The organism is Isoptericola sp. F-RaC21, from assembly GCF_038593535.1.
In the GTDB taxonomy this organism is placed as follows: Bacteria; Actinomycetota; Actinomycetes; order Actinomycetales; family Cellulomonadaceae; genus Isoptericola.
The window spans coordinates 350,994-372,429 of record NZ_JBCFYX010000002.1; the positions used below are offsets into that span (position 1 = coordinate 350,994).

Below are 21,436 nucleotides of genomic sequence, written 5' to 3' on the forward strand. Positions count from 1 at the left end.
CGCCGTCAGAGCTCGCGCACCGCTGCGCGCCACGACGCCGGCACCTCGCGCAGGTGGTACCAGGCCCGGCGGACCGGGTGCGCGCTCGCGGCCGAGACGCCCACGCCCTGGGCGTCGAGGCCCGCCCGGACGGAGCTGAACAGCGCGCGCCGCAGGTGGTAGTCCTGCGTGACGACGACGGCGGTGCGTGCTCCCAGCCGGGCCGTGCGACGAGCGGACGCCGTGGTGTCGAGGCCCTCGCGGTCCAGGGTCAGCGCCTCGTCCGGCACGCCCCGGCCGAGGATCCACCGCCGCATCGCGGCGGGCTCGTCGTAGGGGGTGCCGTCGCGGCGCGGCAGGCCGTCGCCGCTGAGCACCACCCGGTCGGCGACCCCCGCGTGGTACAGCTCGGCCGCCGCGTCCAGCCGGCGGCGCAGGTAGGGCGACGGCGTGCCGTCGGGCCTGATGCCCGCGCCGAGCACGAGGATCGCGTCCGCCGGCTCGACGTCCGTGGGTGACGGGCGGACCCTCCGGTGCCCGACGAGCTGCACCCACGCGACCGGGCCGAGGACGGCCAGCGCGAGCGCACCGACGACGGCGACGGCCCGCCGCCGGAGGCTCACGCGGCCCCGCCGACGAGCGCGGCGCGCTCGGCGTGCAGGTTCCGTGCGGCGGCGTCGGCCCAGCGGGCGACGGCCGCGGGCGACCGGAACAGGTGGGGCAGGCCGGCGAGCTGGTCGAGGACGGCGGCCCGGCCGGCGCGGAACGCGTCGTCGGGCACGTGCCCGTACTCGGCGCGCACCTGGGCCGCGTAGCGCGCGTAGCGGCGGGGCTCCGCGCCGAGGATCGCGAGGTCCGCGTCGCTGACCAGGGCGCCGGTGACGTCCTGGGCCGCGGGGTCGTGGGCGGTGGTCACGAGCACGAGCCGGGCCACCTCGTCCACGTCGCGGTCCCCGAGCGTCGTGCCGGCGCCCGCGGGACGGGCGGTCCCGGTCAGCGGCCGCAGCAGCGTGCCCACCAGGGCGGCCGAGCGCTCCTCGTCGTGGCCCGCCTCGCCGTCGTGCACGGCGTCGTGGAACCACAGCGCGACGGCGGCGTGCCAGGACGCGCCGTCCGCGCCGTCCGCGAGCAGGAGGTCGAGGGAGTCGAGGGCGTCCGCGAGGTGCAGCCGCGAGTGGTACACGCGGTGCGGCTCGCGCCAGCGGTCCACGAGGTCCCGCCCGACCTCCGCGACCGCGGCGACCGCGCCCGCGTCGTCGGGCGACCACAGCGCCTCCCACCGGCCGAGCAGGGCGTCGCGGGACGCGCGCCGACGCTCCCAGCCCGGCACCCGCAGGACGGAGCCGGCGAGGCGCCGGGACAGCTCGCCGCCGGACACGGGCACCGCCCCGGCGGCCACCAGCGCGTCGTGGTGCTCGGCGGGGACGTCGTAGTGGTCGAGGTCGAAGGCGCGGTCGCCGACGCCCTGGGCACGGGCGAACGACCGCAGCTCGTGCAGGGACGTGTCGGAGACCAGGTGCGACCAGAGGGTGCCGTGCGCCGGCCAGGCGGGCGGGTCGAGCCAGATCGTCATCGGCGCACCCGCCGCACGGCCAGCGCGTCCGGGACGTCGCGGCGGTCGCCGAGGTCCTCGCCGCGGGCGAACGCTCCCCAGACAGCCCGCACCTCTCGCGCGGAGCGCTGCAGGTCGTCCCACGACGCGCCGCGGACGAGCGCCGCCGTCGACCACGCCTTCTCGTCGCCGAACAGCAGGGGCAGGTCGACGGTGTGGGCGGCGCCCCACGGGCCCGCCGGCGCGGCCCACGTCACGACGTACCGCCACGCGGCGCCGCCGGCGGCCGCGTGCCGGGTGGCGAACCGGCGCGCGGGGCGCCCGTAGACCGCCGCGGTGACGGCGGCGACCAGGGCGCGGCGCGCCCACGGCCCGACGACGGGCAGGGCCGCGAGGCGCCGGACCGCGGGGAGCCGGGGGACGAACAGCCGCACCTCCTCGGCGGTGCTCCCGACGAGCAGCGCGACGTGCGGGGCGGCCGCGTCCCACGCAGCCTCGATCTCGTCCTCGGGCGGGAGCGGGTCGTGGCCGTACTGCGTGCCGAACGGCATCGCCGCGCGCAGGCCGGAGCCCCGCGCCGCGGCGGCGACGCGCGCCTCCGCGGCCACGACGTCCGCGACCGGCGTCCGTGCGGAGATGCCCGCGGCGGCGCGCGCCATCGCCGCGTTCATCCGCGCTCGTCCGCGCGAGATGCCGAGCGGCGCGCTCTGCACGATCGCGCGGTCGACCAGGGCTGCGGCGGCCGGGACGGCCAGCAGGTGCGCCACGGCGTCGCCGCCGGCCGACTGCCCGAACAGCGTGACCCGGGCGGGGTCGCCGCCGAACGCGGCGATGTTGCGGCGCACCCAGCGCAGGGCCTCGAGCTGGTCGAGGAGGCCCAGGTTCGCCGGCCGTTCCGCGCCGTCGCCGAGGAAGCCGAACAGGCCCAGCCGGTACGTGACCGCCACGACGACCACGCGCTGCTCGGCCACCAGCGGCCGGGGGTCCATGATCGGCAGGTCGCCCGCGCCCGAGGTGTACGAGCCGCCGTGGATCCACACCATGACCGGCAGGCGGTCGTCGGGTCGCACGTCGGCGGGCATCGTGACGGACAGTCGCTGGCAGTGCTCGTCGCCGGGGACGCCGGCGCCCGGCGACCCGAGCACCTCGTCGAGGAAGGGGACCGGTGCCTGCGGGCAGGCGGGGGACCAGGACGTCGCCTCGAACGGTGTGTCACGGTCGGGGACCGGCACGGGCCGCTCGAAGCGGTCCGCGTGGGCGTACGGGATGCCGGTGGCGCGGACGACGTCGTCGTCCGCCCAGCCGTCGACCGGGCCGCAAGGAGGCGTGAAGCGCAGCATCGCGGTCGAGACTAACCCCGGCCGGTGGCGCCGTCCTCGTCCTCGTGGTCGGGCAGGTCGCCGAGGGCACGCCGCACCTCGCCGACGATCCGCGCCATCGCGGCCTCGGCGGCGTCGGGATCGTGCTCGGCCACCGCCCGGGCGACCGCCTCGTGCTGGTCGAGCGCCTCGGGGGCGGGGGAGGGCGGCATGAGGCCGAGGTGGGTCCGTCCGGCGAGGACCTCGGCGACGACGTCGGCCAGGGGACCGAACATCTCGTTGCCGCTCGAGCGCAGCAGCAGCTCGTGCATGCGCACGTCGAGGGCGAGGAACTCGGGGAGGTCGCCCGCCTCGCCGAGGGTGCGCATCCGGCGGGCGAGGTCGACGAGCTCGCCGCGCACCTGGGGGGTGGCGTGGCGGGCGGCGCCGGCGGCGGCGAGCGGCTCGACCGCGTGCCGCAGCTCGGTGAGGCTGCGCAGCTGGGCGTCCCGGCCGGGGCCCCGCAGCCGCCACCGGATGACGCGGGGGTCGAGGACGTTCCAGTCCTCCATCCCGAGCACCACGAGTCCCACCCGGCGGCGTGAACGCACCATCCCGAGACCCTCGAGCATCCGCATCACCTCGCGTGCCACCGTCCGCGAGACCCCGTGCTCGGCGCCGATCCCGTCGAGGGTCAGGGGAGTGCCCGCCGGGACGTCTCCGCTGGTGATCGCGAGGCCGAGCGCGTCGAGCACTCCGGCGTGCAGGGACGGTGACGACATGGGCGGAGCCTATCGACGCGCCGGCCGGGCGGCGATTGGTGTGATCAGTCTTGTCAAAGGTAGTACCAATAAGGCATCCTCGGACGACGCGGTGACGCAGCAGTCGCCGCGGGGCCCGCCCCAGCGGGTCGCCGACCGAACAGGGAAGTCGAGATGGACACTGTCGTCATGGACGCCACCGGTGACGCGCGGGCCGAGAGCACGCAGCGCCCGCCGGTCGCCGGGCACCTCGTCGTCATGGGCGTCGCCGGCTCGGGCAAGACCACGATCGCGGGGATGCTCGCCGCACGCCTCGGCCTCGACGTCGCCGAGGCCGACGAGTTCCACCCCCAGGCCAACATCGACAAGATGTCGGCGGGCACCCCCCTCACCGACGCCGACCGCGCGCCCTGGCTCGCCGCCATCCGCGACTGGCTGACGGGGGAGACCGACGCCGGGAGGTCCGCCGTCGTGACCTGCTCGGCGCTCAAGCGCACCTACCGCGACGTGCTGCGCGGCGCGCACGGCCGCGTGCGCTTCGTCCACCTCGACGGCAGCCCGGAGCTGCTCGCCGACCGGATGGCGCACCGCAGCGGGCACTTCATGCCGACGACCCTGCTCCCGTCCCAGCTCGCCACGCTCGAGCCGCTCACCGACGACGAGGACGGCATCAGGATCGACGTCGCCGCCGCGCCGGAGGACATCGTCGCCAGCGTGCTCGCCTGGCTCGCCGACGAGCGCTGAACCGCCGGCCTGAACCACCCGCCTGAACCGCCGGGCCGAACCGCCCGCCCCACCCGCACCGCGAGGACTTCGCCATGCCCACACACGTGCCCACAGGCGTGCTCACCGCCATGCCCACCGCCATGCCCACCGCCATGCCCACCGCCGCGCCCCTCGACGACTGGAGCCAGACCCTCACGGCCGGGCCGCTGCTCGCCATCGCCGCGGGAGCCGTCGCGCTCCTGCTCCTGCTGATCATCAAGGTCCGCCTGCACGCGTTCCTCGCGCTCGTGCTGGTCAGCGTGCTCACCGCGGTGGCCGCCGGACTGCCGAGCGGCGGCATCCTGGACGTGCTGCTGGACGGCTTCGGCTCCACCCTCGCGTCCGTGGCCCTGCTCGTCGGGCTCGGTGCGATGCTGGGCCGGCTGATCGAGACCAGCGGTGGCGCGAAGGTGATGACCGACGTGCTCATCGCGAAGTTCGGGGAGAAGCGCGCGCCGCTGGCCCTCGGCGTCGCGTCGCTGATCTTCGGCTTCCCGATCTTCTTCGACGCCGGCCTCGTGGTGATGCTGCCGATCGTGTTCGCCGTGGCCCACCGCCTCGGCGGGTCCCTGCTGCTCTACGGCCTGCCCGTGGCGGGCGCGTTCTCCGTGATGCACATCTACGTGCCGCCCCACCCGGGCCCCGTCGCCGCGTCCGAGTTCCTCGGGGCGAACGTCGGCACCGTCCTGCTCCTCGGCCTGGTCGTGGCGATCCCCACCTGGTACGTCGCCGCCTACCTCTTCGGTCGGTTCGCCGGCCGGCGGTTCGAGCTGCCCGTGCCCGCGATCCTCGGCCGCGCGGACGCGGTGCAGGCCGCGAACCCGCCGCGGTTCGGCACCGTCGTCGGCATCCTGCTGCTGCCGCTCGTGCTGATCTTCGCCAACACCGGTCTGGAGACGGCGGCGTCCGCGGGGTGGATCGCCGCCGAGAGCCCGGTCGTGACCTGGGCGGGCGTCGTCGGCTCCACCCCGGTGGCCCTGCTGGTCTCGGTGCTCGTGGCGGCCTGGGCGCTCGGCCGCCGTCGCGGCGTCGAGGGCACGGTGCTGGAGCAGACGCTGGACTCCGCGCTGGGGCCGGTCTGCTCCGTCATCCTCATCACCGGCGCCGGCGGCATGTTCGGCGGGGTGCTGCGCGCGTCGGGCATCGGCGACGCGCTCGCCGACGTCCTGGCGGACCTGGGGCTCCCGGTGATCGTGGCCGGGTTCGTCATCGCGGCCGTGCTGCGCGTCGCGCAGGGCTCGGCCACGGTCGCCCTCACGACGGCGGCCGGGCTCATCGCCCCGGCGGTGGCGGCGGGCGGGTTCAGCCAGCTCGCGACGGCCGCGATCGTCGTCGCGGTCGCGGCCGGCTCCGTGGTGCTCAGTCACGTCAACGACTCGGGGTTCTGGCTCGTGGGCCGGTTCTTCGACATGGACGTGGCGACCACGCTGCGCACGTGGACCGTCATGGAGACGGCCATCGGCGTCATGGGCTTCGGGATCGCCTGCGTGGCGTTCGCGCTGGCCTGACCGCGGCGGCCGGCCGGCTCAGCCCGCCGTGACCGACGACGAGGGCCGCAGGTGCTCCACCGCCTCGACGCACTGCCGGGCGATGGCGAGCTCCTCCATCGTGGGGATCACCATGACCAGCGTGGACGTCCAGTCGGGGGAGATGATGCGCTCGCCGCGGCCCGGGGCCGCGTTGCGCTCGGGGTCGACGGCGATGCCCATGCCCTCCAGGCCCTCGCAGACCGCGGCGCGGACGGCCGTGTCGTTCTCGCCCACGCCGGCCGTGAACGCGACGACGTCCACGCGGCCCAGCAGGGCGGCGTAGGCGCCGACGTACTTCTTCAGGCGGTGGATGTAGACGTCGAACGCGAGGGCGGCGTCTTGGTCGCCGTCGTCGATGAGCCGCCGCAGCTCGCGGAAGTCGTTCACGCCGGACAGGCCGAGCATCCCCGAGCGCTTGTTGAGCAGCGTGTCGAGCTCGTCGATGCCCATCTCCGCGTTGCGGGCCAGGTGGAAGACGACGGCCGGGTCGATGTCGCCCGACCGCGTGCCCATGACCAGCCCCTCCAGCGGAGTGAGCCCCATGGAGGTGTCGATCGGGACGCCGCCGGCCACCGCCGACGCGGACGCGCCGTTGCCCAGGTGCAGCACGATCGTGTGCAGGTCCTGCACGCGGCGGCCCAGCACGCGCGCCACCTTGCCCGCCACGTACTGGTGGCTGGTGCCGTGGAAGCCGTACCGGCGCACGTCGTACTCCTGCGCCACCTTCCGATCGATCGCGTACGTGTACGCCTCGGCGGGCAGGGCGGAGAAGAACGCCGTGTCGAAGACGGCGACGTGCGGGACGTCGGACAGCAGCTCGCGCGCCACCCGGATGCCCTGCACGTTGGCCGGGTTGTGCAGCGGCGCGAGCGGCACCAGCGCCTCGATGCGGTCCACCACGCCGTCGTCCACCACGACCGGGCCGGAGAACTCCGCGCCGCCGTGCACCACCCGGTGCCCGACGGCGTAGATGCCGGCGTCCGCCAGCCGCGGGCCGATCTCGTCGAACATGCCCAGGGCGAGGCGCAGCGCCTCGCCGTGGTCCGGCACCTCGAGTTCGCGGCGGGTCTTGTTGCCCGCGAACGTGTGGGTGACGATCCCGGACGGCTCGCCGATCCGCTCGATGGTGCCGGCCGCGATCGCCTCCCCGCCCACGGGGTTGACCAGCTGGTACTTGAGCGACGACGAGCCCGAGTTGAGCACCAGCACGGACCCGTGCGCCCCGTACGCGCTGTACGGGTTGGGCCGCTCGGCCTCGGGGACGATGCTCATGCGGTGGCCTCCTGTGCCTGTGCCTCGAACGACTGGGCCTGGATCGCCGTGATGGCGACCGTGTTGACGATGTCGGCCACGAGCGCGCCGCGCGACAGGTCGTTGACCGGCTTGTTCAGCCCCTGCAGCACCGGCCCGACGGCGACCGCGCCGGCCGACCGCTGCACGGCCTTGTACGTGTTGTTGCCCGTGTTGAGGTCGGGGAAGACGAACACCGTCGCCTGCCCGGCCACCGACGACTCCGGCAGCTTCGACTTCGCGACCGACGCGTCCACGGCGGCGTCGTACTGGATGGGCCCCTCGACCGACAGGTCGGGGCGGCGCTCGCGGACCAGCCCCGTGGCAGTGCGGACCTTGTCGACGTCCGCGCCCGAGCCGGAGGTGCCCGTCGAGTACGACAGCATCGCGACCTTCGGGTCGACGCCGAACTGCGCCGCCGTCGCGGACGACGAGATGGCGATGTCCGCGAGCTGCTCCGCCGTCGGGTCGGGGATGACGGCGCAGTCGCCGTACACCAGCACCCGGTCGGTCAGGCACATGAGGAACACCGACGACACCACGGAGACGCCCGGCTGCGTCTTGACGATCTCGAACGACGGCCGGATGGTGTGCGCCGTCGTGTGCGCGGCGCCCGACACCATCCCGTCCGCGAGGCCGAGGTGCACCATCATCGTGCCGAAGTACGAGACGTCCGTGACGATCTCGCGCGCCCGCTCCACCGTCATGCCCTTGTGGGCGCGGAGGGCCGCGTACTCGGTGGCGAACCTCTCGACGTGCTCCGGGTCGGTGGGGGACAGCACCGTGGCGGCGGCGATGTCGAGGCCCAGCTCGGCGGCGCGCGCCCGGATCGACGTCTCGTCGCCCAGGATCACGAGGTCCGCGATGCCGCGGGCCAGCACGGTCGACGCGGCGCGCAGGATGCGGTCGTCGTCGCCCTCGGGCAGCACGACGCGGCGCCGGTCGCCGCGCGCCCGCTCGATGAGCTCGTACTCGAACATCAGCGGCGTCACGACGCGCGTGCGCGGCAGGTCCAGGCGGGCGAGCAGTGCCCCGCCGTCCACGTGCTGCTCGAACAGGGCGCGCGCGACGTCGACCTTGCGGGTCGAGGCGACGGTGACGTAGCCGTGCGTCTCCGCCGCGCGCCGGGCCGCCTGGTAGGTGTCCAGCGCCGTGGCGACGACGGGCACGCGGGGTCCGAGCGCCGACAGCAGCTGCGCGATCACGCCGCGCGGCACGTAGCCGCCGGTGAGCACGATCCCCGCCAGCGACGGGAAGGTCGCGGCGGAGTGCGCGGACAGCAGCCCCAGCAGCACGTCCGACCGGTCGCCGGGCAGGATGACGACGGCGCCGTCGGAGAGGTGGTCGAGCACGTGCTCGAACGACATCGCCCCGACGATGACCTCGAGCGCCTCGCGGCCCAGCAGGTCGGGGTCGCCGAGCATGAGCGTGCCCTCCACGGCCTCGGCCAGGCGGCCGACCGTGGGTGCGTGCAGGAACGGCTCCTCGGGGATCGTCCACACGGGCAGGTCGAGGTCGCCGACCAGCGCCGTCGCCCCCGCCGCGAGCACCCGCGGGGGGCACCGGTTCACGACGACGCCCACCGGCTGCGCGTGGTTGGCGTGCAGCTCGGACACGCTGAGCCGCACCAGCGCCCGCACGTCCTCCGGCGAGCGCTCGCGGCCGGACGCCACGAGCAGCACGGGAGCGCCCAGGTTGGCCGCGACGCGCGCGTTGAACGCGAGCTCGGTCGCGCCCGCCACGTCCGTGTAGTCGGTGCCGACCACGACGACGGCGTCGCACCGCTCCGCGACCGCGTGGTAGCGGTCGACGATCCGCGAGAGGGCGGCCTCCGGGTCGGCGTGGACGTCGTCGTACGTGACGCCGACGGCGTCCTCGTAGGCGAGGTCGACGCCGTCGTGCTGCAGGAGCATCTCCAGCACGTGGTCCCGCGGGGCGTCGCCCCCCGCGTCCGACGCCGGCGGCGACGGCACGCGGGAGACGGCCCGGAACACCCCGACGCGCGAGACCTGCCGGACCAGGAGGTCCAGCACGCCCAGCGCGACCGTCGACTTGCCGGTCTCGCCCTCGGGGGAGGCGATGTAGAGAGAGCGGGTCGTGCTGGTCACTCGTTGTCGCCACCCGTCGCCGCGGTGGAGTCGTACTGGGGGCCGCCGTTCTCGGTGGCCGTCTCGCCGACGTCGGGCCACACCCAGTCGCGCACCTCGGGGATGTCCTCCCCGTGCTCGCGGGTGTACTGGCGCGCGGCGAGGCGGGCGTCCACCATCTCCTGGCGCAGGCCCGCGTACGTCGAGCGCAGTGACGGCACCCGGTCGATGACGTCGATCACCAGGTGGTAGCGGTCGATGTCGTTGAGCATCGCCATGTCGAAGGGCGTCGTCGTGGTGCCCTCCTCCTTGTACCCGCGCACGTGGATGTTCGCGTGGTTCGTGCGGCGGTACGTGAGGCGGTGGATGAGCCACGGGTAGCCGTGGTAGTTGAAGATCACTGGCTTGTCGGGCGTGAACAGCGTGTCGAAGTCCTTGTCCGACAGCCCGTGCGGGTGCTCCTTCTCGTCCTGCAGGCGCATGAGGTCGACGACGTTGACCACGCGGACCTTGAGGCCCGGCACACGGTGGCGCAGGATGTCGGCGGCCGCCAGCACCTCGAGCGTGGGCACGTCGCCCGCCGCGCCGAGCACGACGTCGGGGGACTCGCCCTCCACCTCCGTGCCCGCCCAGTCCCAGATCCCCAGGCCGCGGGTGCAGTGCGCCACCGCCTGCTCCATCGACAGGAACTGCGGCGCCGGCTGCTTGCCCGCCACCACGACGTTCACGTACTGCCGTGACCGCAGGCAGTGGTCGTAGGTGGACAGCAGCGTGTTGGCGTCCGGCGGCAGGTACACCCGCACAATCTCCGCCTTCTTGTTCACGACGTGGTCGATGAAGCCCGGGTCCTGGTGGCTGAAGCCGTTGTGGTCCTGGCGCCACACGTGGCTCGAGAGCAGGTAGTTGAGGCTCGCGATCGGTCGCCGCCACGGGATGTGGTTGGTGACCTTGAGCCACTTGGCGTGCTGGTTGAACATCGAGTCGACGATGTGGATGAAGGCCTCGTAGCTGGTGAACAGGCCGTGCCGCCCGGTGAGCAGGTAGCCCTCCAGCCAGCCCTGGCACTGGTGCTCGCTCAGCTGCTCCATGACGCGGCCGGCGCGGACCAGGTGCTCGTCGACCTCCGGCGAGAAGTACTCGGCGTTCCACTGCTTGCCGGTCACGTCGAACGTGGCCTGCAGGCGGTTGGACGCCGTCTCGTCCGGCCCGAAGATCCGGAAGTTGTCCGGGTTGCGCCGGATCACCTCGGTGAGGAACTGGCCCAGCACCCGCGGCGCCTCGACCGCGCCGGCGCCCGGGGCGGGGACGTCGACGGCGAAGTCGCGGAAGTCGGGCAGCCGCAGGTCGCGCAGCAGCACGCCGCCGTTCGCGTGCGGGTTGGCGCTCATGCGCAGCTCACCCGCGGGGGCCAGCTCGCGGATGTCGTCGAGGATGCGCCCGTCGCCGTCGAACAGCTCGTCGGCCCGGTACGACTTCAGCCACGTCTCCAGCACCTGGAGGTGCTCCGGCGTGTCCCGCGCGCTGGCGAGCGGCACCTGGTGCGCGCGCCACGAGCCCACCGTCTTCTTGCCGTCGATGTACTCGGGGCCCGTCCAGCCCTTCGGCGTGCGGAACACGATCATCGGCCACGCCGGGCGCGCCATGTCCTCGCCCTCGACGGCGGCCTGCGCCTTGATCTCGGCGATCTCGTCGAGCACCTCGTCCAGCACCGCGGCGAAGCGGCGGTGGATCGATTCGTGCGACTCGTCGCTCTCGTCGGCCACCTCGAACCAGTGCGGCTTGTGCCCATACCCGACCATGAGCGACTCGAGCTCGTCGCGGCCGATGCGGTCGAGGATCGTCGGGTTGGCGATCTTGTACCCGTTGAGGTGCAGGATCGGCAGCACGACGCCGTCCTGCGCGGGGTTGAGCAGCTTGTTCGAGTGCCAGCTCGTGGCGAGCGGGCCGGTCTCGGCCTCGCCGTCGCCCACGACGGCCGCCACCAGCAGGTCCGGGTTGTCGAACACGGCGCCGTACGCGTGCGAGAGGGCGTAGCCCAGCTCGCCGCCCTCGTGGATGGAGCCCGGCGTCTCGGGGGCGACGTGGCTCGGGATGCCGCCGGGGAAGGAGAACTGGCGGAAGAGGCGGCGCACGCCGTCGGCGTCCTCGGTGATGTCCGAGTAGAGCTCGGAGTACGTGCCGTCCAGGTAGGTGCTCGCGACGAGGCCCGGGCCGCCGTGACCGGGGCCGGCGACGTAGACGGTGGACTGTTCGCGCTCCTTGATGGCCCGGTTGAGGTGGGCGTACAGGAAGTTCAGGCCCGGTGTCGTGCCCCAGTGGCCCAGCAGGCGGGGCTTGACGTGGTCACGGGTGAGCGGCTCGCGCAGCAGCGGGTTGTCGAGCAGGTAGATCTGCCCCACGGACAGGTAGTTCGCCGCCCGCCACCACCGGTCGATCCGGTCGACCGTCTCGGCCGAGAGCTCGGCGCCGCCGCCGGCACGCCACGACGTGGGGCTGACGGTGGGGGTGGTCGTGGTGCTCATCACACGCTCCTGTGGCTCGGGGAAGGCCGGCGCCTTCATTCCACCGCACCCGGTCCCGGAATGCAGCACGACAGGCGAGGTCAGGGGCCGTGACGTGGATCTGGCGGCCTGTCAGGTGCCCCTCGACGCACGGATTCCTGAGGTGGGCCTCCGGCCGATTACGGTGGAGCCGTGCCCAGCCCCCAGCCCGCCCGCAGGTCGTTCTGGGCGGTGGCCCTCCAGCCCCGCATGATCGGGATCCTGCTCCTCTTCCTGCTTGCCGCCGCCGTGTGCGGCCGGCTCGGGGTGTGGCAGCTCGACCGCGCCTACCAGCGCGCTGAGCTCGCCGCCCAGCAGGAGGCCACGGAGCAGGCCTCGCACGGCCCGGAGGCCCTCGGCGACCTGCTGCCGCCGCAGACGGCGTTCCCGGGCGAGCTGGTCGGCACCGAGGCGTGGGTCACGGGGGAGTACGAGACCGACGGGCAGATGCTCGTCGCCGGGCGGGCGCTGGACGGCCGCACCGGCTACCTGGTGCTCACCCCGCTGCGCGTCACCGACGACGGCACCGGCGGCGCGTCGTGGGCGGACCTGTCGGGGCCGCCCGTCGTGCCCGTCGTGCGTGGCTGGGTGGACTCGCCGACCCCCGACGCCGCGGCGCTCGACGTGCCCGACGGCGAGGTGCGCGTCACCGGGTGGCTGCAGGCGTCGGAGTCGGTCCTGGAGGGCGCGGAGCCGCTGCCCGACAACCCGGACGGCCCGCCGCTGATCGACTCCATCTCCACCGGGTCGCTCGTCAACACCTGGGGCGGGCCGATCTACTCCGGGTACGTCGTGCTCACGGCGGCCGACCCCGCGCAGCCGACCGCGGCCGAGGGTGGCCCCGCGCCGCTCCCGCGCCCGGTGCTCGAGGGCAGCGACGGCGTGAACCTGCAGAACCTCTTCTACGCGCTGCAGTGGTGGGTCTTCGGCCTGTTCGCCGTGTTCCTGTGGGTGCGGCTCGTGCGCGACGAGGCGGCGGGGACGAAGCGTGGCCGCACGCACGACGACTCCGACGATCCCGTCGGCACGGGTATCGCGGGCCTGCCGGGCTGAGCCGCTGTCGGTGGTGGCCGCCACCCTGGACGGATGGCGGGCATCGACCTCAAGCGAGAGCCGCGGTTCCACTACCGGGCGGCGACGACGCCGGAGCTGGTGACGCTTCCGTCTCGGCCGTTCCTCATGGTCGACGGCGAGGGCGACCCCGACACCGCGCCCGCCTACCGCGAGGCGGTCGAGACGCTGTACCCGCTCGCGTACGCGCTGCGCGCCGCCGTCAAGCAGGCGACGGGCGACGCCTACACCGTCCTGCCGCTCGAGGGACTCTGGTGGGCCGACGACATGAGCCGGTTCAGCGTGGACGCCAAGGACGAGTGGCGCTGGACGCTCATGATCGGCCTGCCCGACGCCGTCGAGCAGGTCGACGCCGCGGACGTGATGGCCCGCGCCGTCGCGACGAAGCAGCCCCCGGCCGGCGAGCGCGTCCGCCTCGAGCGCTACGACGAGGGCGAGGCCGCCCAGGTGCTGCATCGCGGTCCGTTCGCCACGGAGCCCGCGACGATCGAGCGCCTGCACGCGTACATCCGGGCCGAGAGCTTGGCGCTGCGCGGCCTGCACCACGAGATCTACCTGTCCGACCTGCGCCGTACCGCCCCCGAGAAGCTGCGCACGATCATCCGCCAGCCCGTCTCCTCGAGGTAGTCCGGAAGCTGCCGAGGTAGTTCGCACCGCGCCGAGGTAGTTCAGATCCCCGCGAGGAAGTCCACGATCCTTCGGGGACTCGGACTACCTCGCGGGGCGGGCGGGCTACTCGTGCTGCCAGCTGTGCCAGAGCTTGGCGTAGTCGCCGCCGGCGGCGACGAGGTCGTCGTGCGGGCCGATCTCGGTGATGCGGCCGCCGTCGACGACGGCGACGCGGTCGGCGTCGTGCGCGGTGTGCAGGCGGTGCGCGATGGCGACCACCGTGCGGCCGGTGAGCACGGCGTTGAGCGACCGCTCGAGATGGCGGGCGGCGCGTGGGTCGAGCAGCGACGTCGCCTCGTCCAGGACGAGCGTGTGCGGGTCGAGGAGCACCAGCCGCGCGAGCGCGACCTGCTGCGCCTGCGCCGGCGTGAGCGTGTGCCCGCCGGACCCGACCGCCGTCTCCAGGCCGTCGGGCAGGGTGGCGGCCCACGACGCGGCGTCGACCGCCCCGAGCGCGCCCCACAGGGCGTCGTCGGTGGCCGAGGTGTCGGCGAGCCGCAGGTTCTCCGCCAGCGACCCGACGAACACGTGGTGCTCCTGGGTGACCAGCGCGACGTGGTGTCGCAGGTCCTCCAGCGGCAGGTCGACGAGCGGCACGTCGCCGACCGTGACCGACCCGCCGGTGGGCGGGTGGATGCCCGCGAGCATGCGGCCCAGCGTCGACTTGCCCGCGCCGGACGGACCGACGACGGCCAGCCGCTCGCCGGGGGCGAGGTCCAGGTCGATGCCGTGCAGCACGTCGTGTCCCTCGCGGTACGCGTACCGCACCGACCGGGCGCGCACGTCCTCGGACGTGGGCACCGCGGTGCCCGCGGTCCGGTCCGGGCCGACCAGCCCGACGCCGACGACGCGCGCCAGCGCGACCGCCGCGACCTGCAGCTCGTCGAGCCAGAACACCAGGTCGAAGACGGGGCCGCCCATCTGGTGCCCGTACATCGCGATCGTGGCGACGGTGCCGACCGTCGTGACGTCCTGCGTGACGAGCCAGCCGCCCCACAGGATGACGACGATCGGCGCGATCGCGACCGCGGCGTCCAGCGCCGGGATGAGCCGCAGCCGCAGGCCCAGGGTGTACGACTCGGCGTCGAAGGCCTCGCGCAGGTCGCGGTCGATCCGCCGCCGGATGCGCGCGCCGAGGTGCAGGGCGTCGGTGGTGCGGGCGCCCTCGACGGACTCGGTGATGGAGCCGTTGATCGCGGCGTACGCCGCGGACTCGCGGAGGTAGCCCGGCGTCGCGCGCTTGAGGTACCAGCGGGTGGCCACGACGATCAGCGGTACGCCGGTGAGCAGGCCGAGCGCCACCAGCGGGCTGGCCAGGAACGACGCGACCAGCGTCAGCACGATCGTCACGACGCACACCAGCACGCGCGGAACGCCGAACCGCACGGCGTGCTGCAGCTTGTTGACGTCGTTGGTGGTGCGCGCGACGAGGTCCCCGGTGCCCGCCTTCTCCACCGTGGACAGCGGCAGGCGCGTCACGGTGTCCATGAACTCCTCGCGCAGGTCCGCGAAGACCCGCTCGCCGAAGACCATGGACAGCCGCTGCGCGTACCTGGTGATGACGGCCTGCGCGACGACGGCGCCCACGAGCACGAGCGCCAGCGTGTCGACCGCGGACAGCGTGGTGCCGGCGGCGACCTCGTCGATGATCCGGCCGAGCAGGAACGGGCCCGCGAGCCCGGCCAGCGCGGCGAGCGTGTGCAGCACCGCGACGCCGCCGAGCTGGCCGCGGTGGCGCCGGAACAGGCGGCCCACCGTGCGGTTGACCTCGGTGCGGTCGGCGATGGGCAGCAGGTTCGGGTTGGTGGTGTCGCTCATCGCGCCGCTCCTTCCAGGTCGGTGTCGGACGTGTCGGCGGCGCGGTCGTCCTCGGCCATGCTCCGGCCGACGACGGCGCGGTACGCGGCGCCGTGGGCGTCGCGGCGGGCCAGCAGCTCGGCGTGCGTGCCGCTGGTGGCGACGGTGGCATCGTCGTCGAGCAGCACGACCTCGTCGAGGTGGTCGAGCACCAGCGGGCTGGCGGTCACGACGAGTGTCGTGCGGCCCCGCCGGACCTCGGCCACGCGCTCCGCGATCCGGGCCTCGGTGTGGGCGTCCACCGCGCTGGTGGGCTCCACGAGGACGAGGATCTCCGGCTCGGTGAGCAGCGCCCGCGCCAGGGCGACGCGCTGCCGCTGCCCGCCGGAGAGCGACCGGCCCTTCTCGGGCAGCTCGCCGGCGAGGCCGCCGGGCACGCTGTCGAGCACGTCGTGCGCGTCCGCCGTGACCATCGCGGCCAGCAGGTCGGCCTCGGTGGCGCGGCCGCGCGCGTCGAGCGCCTCGCCGAGCACGCCGGAGAACAGGTGCGGCGTCGCCTCGGAGACCACGACCCGGTGGCGCAGGGTCTCCTTGTCGAGGTCGGACAGCAGCACCCCGCCGAGCCGCACCGGGGTGCCGGCCTCGGCCTCGTCGTCGAGCCGGCCGAGCCGCGTCGCGATGCGTGCCGACGCGTCGGGGTCCGCGCTGACGAGCCCGACCACGCGGCCCGGGCGCAGCACCAGGCCGCTGGCCTCGTCGGCGAGCTCGGCCCCCGCGGGCGGGGCGTCGGCGGGCGTCGCGGGGGACGGCGTGGCCTCCGTGACGCGCAGCACGTCGAGGATCTTGCGCGACGAGATGACGGCGCGGATCACCATCTGCAGCATCTGCGTGGCCATCTGCACCGGCCAGGCGAGGAACGCGGCGTAGCCGTAGAAGGTCACGAGCTGGCCACTGGTGATCTCGCCCCGCACGGCCGCCCGGGCGCCGAGCCACAGCACGAGCGCGGCGAGCAGGCCCGGCAGCAGCACCTGGAGCCCGTCCAGCACCGACTGCAGCACCGCGACGCGCACGCCCTGGTGCCGCACCTCCTGCGACTGGCGTGCGTAGCGGGCGGCGAACTCGTCCTCGCCGCCGATGCCGCGCAGGATGCGCAGGCCCGAGACGGTGTCCGCGCCGAGCGACGTGAGCCGCCCGGTGGCCTCGCGCTGCGTCGTCTGGCGCGACTGCAGCGGCTTGACCAGCAGGCCGAGCACGGCCGCCACCGCCGGGATGCCGAGCGCCAGCACCAGGCCGAGCTGCACGTGCTGCGACAGCATGATCGCCACGACGACGACGTACGCCAGCACGCCGCCGGTGAACCGGCCGGCCATGGAGAACATGTCGCCCACGCGCAGCGCGTCGTTCGCGACGGCGGAGACGACCTCTCCCGTGGGCAGCTTGCGCGTGATCGCGTGCCCCGCCCGCGACGCCTTGTAGCCCACGAGCTGGGAGAACGACAGCGACGCCCGCACCCAGTTCTCGACGTCCCAGATGTGGTTGAAGATGCCCGCGACGACGATCACGGCGGCGGCGCCGAGCATCGCCCCGCACCACGCGAACAGCGGGCCGCCGAAGCCCTGCGACAGCCCCTCGTCGATGGCGCGACCGATGAGCAGCGGGGCCGCGGCCGACGCGAGCATCGCCACCACGCCCGCCACCAGCGACTTCGCGAGCACGTCGCGCTGGCGCCACCCCTGCCAGGCCAGGAGCCGGGCGGGGGACGTCAGGGGAGGGTTGCCCACGTCGGGCAGGGGGAGGGGGCGCACGGTCGTCCAGCCTACGAACATTCACCGACACCGGGCCACGAATTAACTGCCGCCTTTCACGCCTACGATGCTGGGGTGAGCACGCCGCAGCAGACCCCCGCCCCGCAGCCGTCGTCGTCGCCCGCCGGCGGCGCCAGCCAGGCCCAGGCCGAGGCCGCCATCCGCAAGGCGCGCGGCGCCCTGAAGCGGTACAAGTTCATGGCGATCCTCACCGGTGTGATGCTGCTGATCCTCTGCTTCGAGCTGGTGTTCAAGTACGTCATCAAGGTCGACGTCGTCGTCGACTACCTGGGCTGGGTCCCGTTCGCGCACGGCTGGATCTACGTGGTCTACCTCGTCACGGTGCTCGACCTGTGGTCCAAGATGCGCTGGGGCTTCGGGCGCCTCGCCTCGATGGTCTTCGCCGGCGTCGTGCCGGTGATGTCGTTCATCCTCGAGAAGCGGGTGCACGCCGACGCCGACGCGAAGCTGGTCGCGCTCGAGCAGCGGTACTCGGCATGACGGCGCTCGCCCCGCTCGTCGCGCCCGGCCCGGAGCTGGACGCCGCCCGCCTCGCCCGGTACTCCCGGCACCTGCCGCTGCCCGGCGTCGGCCCGGAGGGGCAGCGCCGGCTCGCCGCCGCGCGCGTGCTCGTCGTGGGCGCCGGCGGGCTGGGCAGCCCGGCCCTGCAGTACCTCGCCGCCGCCGGGGTCGGCACCCTCGGCGTCGTGGACGACGACGTCGTGGACGTCTCCAACCTGCAGCGCCAGGTGGTGCACGGCACCGCCGACGTCGGCAGGCCCAAGGTCGAGTCCGCCCGCGACCGGCTCGCCGACCTCGCGCCCGACGTCGAGGTCGTGGCCCACCCCGTGCGCCTCACCCCCGAGAACGTGCTCGACATCGTCGGCGGGTACGACGTCGTGCTCGACGGCGCGGACAACTTCCCGACGCGCTACCTCGTCTCCGACGCGGCCGAGATCCTCGGCGTGCCCGTGGTGTGGGGCGCCATCCACCAGTTCGACGGCCAGGCCGCCGTGTTCTGGGGCGCGCCGCGCCTCGCCGACGGGTCTCGCGAGCGGGGCGTGACCTACCGCGACGTCTTCCCCGTGCCCCCGCCGCCCGGCACCGTGCCCGACTGCGCGACGGGCGGCGTGCTCGGCGCCCTGTGCGGCACGGTCGGCTCGGTCATGGCCACCGAGGCGGTCAAGCTGATCACCGGCGCGGGCACCACCCTGCTCGGGCGGATCGCGGTCTACGACGCCCTCGAGCTCTCGTGGCGCCAGCTCACCGTCCGCCCCGACCCGACGCGCGAGCCCGTGCACGAGCTGCTGGCCGACGACGCCGCGTACGCCGCGTTCTGCGGCCTGCCCGCGCCGGTGGGTGGGTCCGCGGACGCCGCGAGCGCCGAGCTCGGCCCCGCCAGCATGAGCGCCGTCGACGCCGCGGCGCTGCTCGCGGGCGACGGCCCGGTGGCCCTCGTCGACGTCCGCGAGGACTGGGAGGCCCAGGCCCTGCCCGTCGCGGGCGCGCGCCTCGTGCCGAGCGGCTGGTTCTTCGGGCCCGACGGCGCCGACGTCGCGCGCGCCGAGCTGCCCGCGGACCGGCCCGTGCTGCTGGTCTGCGCCGCCGGCGCCCGCTCCGCCCGCGTGGCCGACGTCGCGCGCGCCGCCGGCGTCGACGCCCGCTCCGTCGAGGGCGGCGCGCCCGCGCTGCTCCTCGCCGCGAGGTAGTCCAGCATCCCGCGAGGTAGTTCGGCCCGTGCCGAGGTAGTTCGAATCCCCGCGAGGTAGTTCCTCTCGGCAGGTCTTGAACTACCTCGGCAGGTCTTGAACTACCTCGGCAGGACTTGAACTACCTCGGCCGGTCGTGAACTACCTCGTCAGAGCGCGAGGTCGAGGCGGCCGTCGGGGGAGGAGCTGGCCAGCGCGCCCTCGCGGCGCGGGATGCGGCCGGCGCCGGCAGCCAGCCGCCCGGACTCGACGGCGAGGCGCATCGCGTGCGCCATGCGGACCGGGTCGGCGGCGCGCGTGACGGCGGTGGCGAGCAGCACGCCGTCGCAGCCGAGCTCCATCGCGAGGGCGGCGTCGGACGCGGTGCCCACCCCGGCGTCGAGGATGACCGGCACGCGCGCGGCGGCCGCGATCGCCTCGATGTTGCGCGGGTTGAGCACGCCCAGGCCGGTGCCGATGGGCGCGCCGAGCGGCATGACGGCGGCGCACCCGACGTCCTCCAGCCGCCGGGCCAGGATCGGGTCGTCGTTGGTGTACGGCAGCACGACGAACCCGTCGCGCACCAGCCGGTCGGCGGCCTCGACGAGGCCGATCGGGTCGGGCAGCAGGGTGACGTCGTCGGCGATCACCTCGAGCTTGACCCAGTCGGTGCCGCACGCCTCGCGGGCGAGCTGCGCGGTGAGCACGGCCTCGGCGACGGAGAAGCAGCCCGCCGTGTTGGGCAGGGCTCGGATGCCGAGGCGCTCGAGCAGGCCCCAGATGCCGCCGTCCTCGGCGCCCGCGCCACCGGGGCGCACCGCGACGCGGCGCATGGCGACCGTCGTGAGCCCGGTGCCGGACGCGACCAGCGCATCCTCGAGCGTCATGAGGTTCGACGCGCCGCCCGTGCCCATGACGAGGCGCGAGCCGATCTCCGTGCCGGCGACCACCAGGGGATCCACGAGCGGGTGGGCGGTTGGACGCGACGTGGCTGCGACGTGCGTGCTGGTCATGGTTCCTCCGTGCTTCGTGGTCAGCCGCCCTGGACGGCGGTGACGATCTCGACCCGGTCGCCGGGCGCGATCCGGGTGCCGGCCCACAGGCCGCGGGGGACGACGGCGTCGTTCACGGCGACGGCGATGCCCGCCGCCGTGCCGTCGGCGACGAACGCGGGGACGAGGGCCGCGACGACGGCCTCGACGCCGTCGCCGTGCGGCCCGTCGAGCGGGTAGGTCTCGCCGTTGACGACGGCGGTCGCGGAGGTGGACGGCGTGCTCACGGGAGGGCTCCTTCGGTGGTGGCGGGCGCGAAGCGTCGCGGGTCGGCGGCGGCGAGGGCGTCGTGGGTGTCGTCGGGCGGCGGCGCGCCCGTGAGCGCGGCGACGACGGCGTCCGCGGTCAGCGGCGCGAGCAGCACCCCGTTGCGCCCGTGCCCGACGGCGGCGAGCAGGCCGGGCACGGCGGTGGCGCCGACCAGCGGCAGGTTGTCGGGGGTGGCCGGGCGGGCGCGCGGGGTGACGTCGACCAGCGCGGCCTCGTCGATCCCGGGCACGAGCGCGCGGGCGTCGCGCAGCAGGGCGAACACGCCGCCGGCCTCGGCGCGGCGGTCGTCGGGGCGCTCCTCGCTGGTGGCACCGACGACGATCTCCCTGTGCCCGGGCCCGCTGCCGGGCCCCGCGCCGGTGCCCGCGCCCCGCGGCACGACGTACACCGGTCGGCCCTGCACCGTGCCCCGCACCACGTGCTCGAGCGGCAGCTCAGGGCCGGCGTCCAGGCGCAGCGTCACGCCCTTGACCGGCCGCACCGGCACGCGCACCTCGGGCACGCCGTCGAGCAGGGCGGACGTCGTGCCCGCGCCGGTCGCGAGCACCACCGCGCCGGCGGCGTGCCGCGACCCGGCGTCGTCGTGCACCGCGACCGCCCGGCCGGCGGCGTCGCGCTCCAGGCGCACGGCGGTGCGGCGCACGACCGCATCGCCCAGCGCGTGGGCCAGGGCCGCGTGGGTGGCCCGCGGGTTGACGGCCAGGTCGCCCTCGACGACGGCTGCCCCGGCGAGCCGCGGCCCGAGGTACGGCTCGCGCCGCCGCGCGTCGGCCACGGGGACCTCCGCGGACGCGAGCCCCCACTCCCGGTGCAGGGCGAGGACACGGCGCAGCAGCGCGAGGTCGTCGGCGTCGTACGCGACAGCGAGAGACCCGGCGCGCAGCAGCGGGACGTCGTGTCCGGTCGCGACGGCGAGGTCGGCGGCGAACGCGGGCCAGCGGGCGGCCGACGCGAGGTTGAGGCGGGCGAGCTCCCGCTCGCCGAAGTCCGCCTCGCTGACGGCGGCGAGCATCCCCGCGGCGGCGTGCGTGGCGCCGTCGCCCGGCGCCGGGTCGAGCACGGTGACGGACAGCCCGGCCGTCGCGGCGCGCCAGGCCACGGCGAGGCCGACGATGCCGCCGCCCACGACGACGACGTCGGACGTGCTGCTGGGCGTGGGCATGTGCGCTCCCTTCGCTGGCATGACCCAGATCAGGTTCGACGGTCGGCTCCTACGCCCTCTCAGCCCCGAGCGGGGCTCCCGTGCCCGGCCACTGTAACGCGGGCCGTGGTTACCCTGGCCG

18 protein-coding genes and 1 riboswitch are annotated in these 21,436 nt (G+C 74.7%); of the genes, 6 read left to right on the top strand and 12 right to left on the bottom strand.

The features are described from left to right. Window positions 1-5: 5 nt before the first annotated feature. From AAG589_RS07035 to AAG589_RS07050, 4 genes are read right to left on the bottom strand one after another with little or no spacing between them, the layout of a single operon-like run. Window positions 6-602: a SanA/YdcF family protein gene (locus AAG589_RS07035; protein WP_430566530.1), complete on the bottom strand. Its 597-nt coding sequence runs from the start codon at window positions 600-602 to the stop codon at window positions 6-8. Further along, on the bottom strand, window positions 599-1,552 hold the full coding sequence (locus AAG589_RS07040; RefSeq protein WP_430566531.1) for a DUF4031 domain-containing protein: 954 nt from the start codon (window positions 1,550-1,552) through the stop codon (window positions 599-601). Before AAG589_RS07040 ends, AAG589_RS07035 begins: the two co-directional genes overlap by 4 nt. Continuing rightward, on the bottom strand, window positions 1,549-2,871 hold the full coding sequence (locus tag AAG589_RS07045; RefSeq protein WP_430566532.1) for a carboxylesterase family protein: 1,323 nt from the start codon (window positions 2,869-2,871) through the stop codon (window positions 1,549-1,551). The genes AAG589_RS07040 and AAG589_RS07045 overlap by 4 nt, the downstream gene beginning before the upstream one ends. A gap of 11 nt (window positions 2,872-2,882) precedes the next feature. Continuing rightward, window positions 2,883-3,611 carry a FadR/GntR family transcriptional regulator gene (locus AAG589_RS07050; protein WP_430566533.1) on the bottom strand — a complete coding sequence of 243 codons (729 nt, stop codon included), beginning with the start codon at window positions 3,609-3,611 and terminating at the stop codon, window positions 2,883-2,885. A 168-nt stretch (window positions 3,612-3,779) separates the two neighbouring features. Between AAG589_RS07050 and AAG589_RS07055 the strand changes: the two genes are divergently transcribed. Further along, complete coding sequence (locus AAG589_RS07055; RefSeq protein WP_430566534.1) at window positions 3,780-4,334, top strand: gluconokinase; 555 nt, start codon at window positions 3,780-3,782, stop codon at window positions 4,332-4,334. A gap of 134 nt (window positions 4,335-4,468) precedes the next feature. Next, window positions 4,469-5,863, top strand: a complete 1,395-nt coding sequence (locus tag AAG589_RS07060) for a GntP family permease (RefSeq protein ID WP_430567162.1) — start codon at window positions 4,469-4,471, stop codon at window positions 5,861-5,863. 18 nt (window positions 5,864-5,881) lie between these two features. On the opposite strand, the gene AAG589_RS07065 is transcribed toward AAG589_RS07060, so the two are convergent. Genes AAG589_RS07065 through AAG589_RS07075 form a run of 3 tightly spaced genes read right to left on the bottom strand, consistent with a single transcriptional unit; the run spans window position 5,882 to window position 11,783 of the window. Further along, window positions 5,882-7,156: an acetate/propionate family kinase gene (locus AAG589_RS07065; protein WP_430566535.1), complete on the bottom strand. Its 1,275-nt coding sequence runs from the start codon at window positions 7,154-7,156 to the stop codon at window positions 5,882-5,884. Further along, complete coding sequence (gene pta, locus AAG589_RS07070; RefSeq protein ID WP_430566536.1) at window positions 7,153-9,282, bottom strand: phosphate acetyltransferase; 2,130 nt, start codon at window positions 9,280-9,282, stop codon at window positions 7,153-7,155. Before pta ends, AAG589_RS07065 begins: the two co-directional genes overlap by 4 nt. Further along, the gene (locus AAG589_RS07075) at window positions 9,279-11,783 is read right to left on the bottom strand and encodes a phosphoketolase family protein (protein ID WP_430566537.1); all 2,505 of its coding nucleotides are present in this window, start codon (window positions 11,781-11,783) and stop codon (window positions 9,279-9,281) included. Before AAG589_RS07075 ends, pta begins: the two co-directional genes overlap by 4 nt. Window positions 11,784-11,954: 171 nt before the next feature. Between AAG589_RS07075 and AAG589_RS07080 the strand changes: the two genes are divergently transcribed. Both AAG589_RS07080 and AAG589_RS07085 read left to right on the top strand, forming a co-directional pair. Then, window positions 11,955-12,854, top strand: coding sequence for an SURF1 family protein (locus tag AAG589_RS07080; protein ID WP_430566538.1), 900 nt, complete (start codon window positions 11,955-11,957; stop codon window positions 12,852-12,854). Window positions 12,855-12,887: 33 nt separating this feature from the next. Next, window positions 12,888-13,499, top strand: a complete 612-nt coding sequence (locus AAG589_RS07085) for a GyrI-like domain-containing protein (RefSeq protein WP_430566539.1) — start codon at window positions 12,888-12,890, stop codon at window positions 13,497-13,499. A 105-nt stretch (window positions 13,500-13,604) separates the two neighbouring features. Here the strand turns inward: AAG589_RS07085 and AAG589_RS07090 are convergent, their stop codons facing one another. After that, the gene (locus AAG589_RS07090) at window positions 13,605-15,359 is read right to left on the bottom strand and encodes an ABC transporter ATP-binding protein (protein ID WP_430566540.1); all 1,755 of its coding nucleotides are present in this window, start codon (window positions 15,357-15,359) and stop codon (window positions 13,605-13,607) included. After that, entirely contained in the window at window positions 15,356-17,164 is a 1,809-nt protein-coding gene (locus AAG589_RS07095; protein WP_430566541.1) for an ABC transporter ATP-binding protein, read from the bottom strand. Before AAG589_RS07095 ends, AAG589_RS07090 begins: the two co-directional genes overlap by 4 nt. 54 nt (window positions 17,165-17,218) lie before the next feature. Here AAG589_RS07095 and AAG589_RS07100 point away from each other — a divergent pair, with 54 nt between their 5' ends. Together AAG589_RS07100 and AAG589_RS07105 are read left to right on the top strand one after the other, a co-directional pair. Then, complete coding sequence (locus AAG589_RS07100) at window positions 17,219-17,644, top strand: DUF3817 domain-containing protein (protein ID WP_430566542.1); 426 nt, start codon at window positions 17,219-17,221, stop codon at window positions 17,642-17,644. Beyond that, window positions 17,641-18,852: a ThiF family adenylyltransferase gene (locus AAG589_RS07105; RefSeq protein ID WP_430566543.1), complete on the top strand. Its 1,212-nt coding sequence runs from the start codon at window positions 17,641-17,643 to the stop codon at window positions 18,850-18,852. Before AAG589_RS07100 ends, AAG589_RS07105 begins: the two co-directional genes overlap by 4 nt. A gap of 149 nt (window positions 18,853-19,001) precedes the next feature. Here AAG589_RS07105 and AAG589_RS07110 read toward each other — a convergent pair whose 3' ends face one another. The 3 genes from AAG589_RS07110 to thiO form a co-directional block, all read right to left on the bottom strand. Continuing rightward, window positions 19,002-19,844 carry a thiazole synthase gene (locus AAG589_RS07110; RefSeq protein WP_430566544.1) on the bottom strand — a complete coding sequence of 281 codons (843 nt, stop codon included), beginning with the start codon at window positions 19,842-19,844 and terminating at the stop codon, window positions 19,002-19,004. Window positions 19,845-19,864: 20 nt separating this feature from the next. Further along, complete coding sequence (thiS, locus tag AAG589_RS07115; RefSeq protein ID WP_430566545.1) at window positions 19,865-20,110, bottom strand: sulfur carrier protein ThiS; 246 nt, start codon at window positions 20,108-20,110, stop codon at window positions 19,865-19,867. Further along, on the bottom strand, window positions 20,107-21,315 hold the full coding sequence (thiO, locus tag AAG589_RS07120) for a glycine oxidase ThiO (protein ID WP_430566546.1): 1,209 nt from the start codon (window positions 21,313-21,315) through the stop codon (window positions 20,107-20,109). The genes thiS and thiO overlap by 4 nt, the downstream gene beginning before the upstream one ends. Next, a riboswitch (TPP riboswitch) is annotated at window positions 21,305-21,407 on the bottom strand. It overlaps the preceding gene by 11 nt. Window positions 21,408-21,436 lie beyond the last annotated feature (29 nt).

Excerpts from the sequence above, each read along its gene's own strand:
- AAG589_RS07040 (WP_430566531.1), bottom strand. The coding sequence starts at position 1,552 with ATGACGATCTGGCTCGACCCGCCCGCCTGGCCGGCGCACGGCACCCTC.
- AAG589_RS07045 (WP_430566532.1), bottom strand. The coding sequence starts at position 2,871 with ATGCTGCGCTTCACGCCTCCTTGCGGCCCGGTCGACGGCTGGGCGGAC.
- AAG589_RS07050 (WP_430566533.1), bottom strand. The coding sequence starts at position 3,611 with ATGTCGTCACCGTCCCTGCACGCCGGAGTGCTCGACGCGCTCGGCCTC.
- AAG589_RS07055 (WP_430566534.1), top strand. The coding sequence starts at position 3,780 with ATGGACGCCACCGGTGACGCGCGGGCCGAGAGCACGCAGCGCCCGCCG.
- AAG589_RS07060 (WP_430567162.1), top strand. The coding sequence starts at position 4,469 with ATGCCCACCGCCGCGCCCCTCGACGACTGGAGCCAGACCCTCACGGCC.
- AAG589_RS07065 (WP_430566535.1), bottom strand. The coding sequence starts at position 7,156 with ATGAGCATCGTCCCCGAGGCCGAGCGGCCCAACCCGTACAGCGCGTAC.
- AAG589_RS07075 (WP_430566537.1), bottom strand. The coding sequence starts at position 11,783 with ATGAGCACCACGACCACCCCCACCGTCAGCCCCACGTCGTGGCGTGCC.
- AAG589_RS07085 (WP_430566539.1), top strand. The coding sequence starts at position 12,888 with ATGGCGGGCATCGACCTCAAGCGAGAGCCGCGGTTCCACTACCGGGCG.
- AAG589_RS07090 (WP_430566540.1), bottom strand. The coding sequence starts at position 15,359 with ATGAGCGACACCACCAACCCGAACCTGCTGCCCATCGCCGACCGCACC.
- AAG589_RS07095 (WP_430566541.1), bottom strand. The coding sequence starts at position 17,164 with ATGTTCGTAGGCTGGACGACCGTGCGCCCCCTCCCCCTGCCCGACGTG.
- AAG589_RS07105 (WP_430566543.1), top strand. The coding sequence starts at position 17,641 with ATGACGGCGCTCGCCCCGCTCGTCGCGCCCGGCCCGGAGCTGGACGCC.
- AAG589_RS07110 (WP_430566544.1), bottom strand. The coding sequence starts at position 19,844 with ATGACCAGCACGCACGTCGCAGCCACGTCGCGTCCAACCGCCCACCCG.
- thiO (WP_430566546.1), bottom strand. The coding sequence starts at position 21,315 with ATGCCCACGCCCAGCAGCACGTCCGACGTCGTCGTCGTGGGCGGCGGC.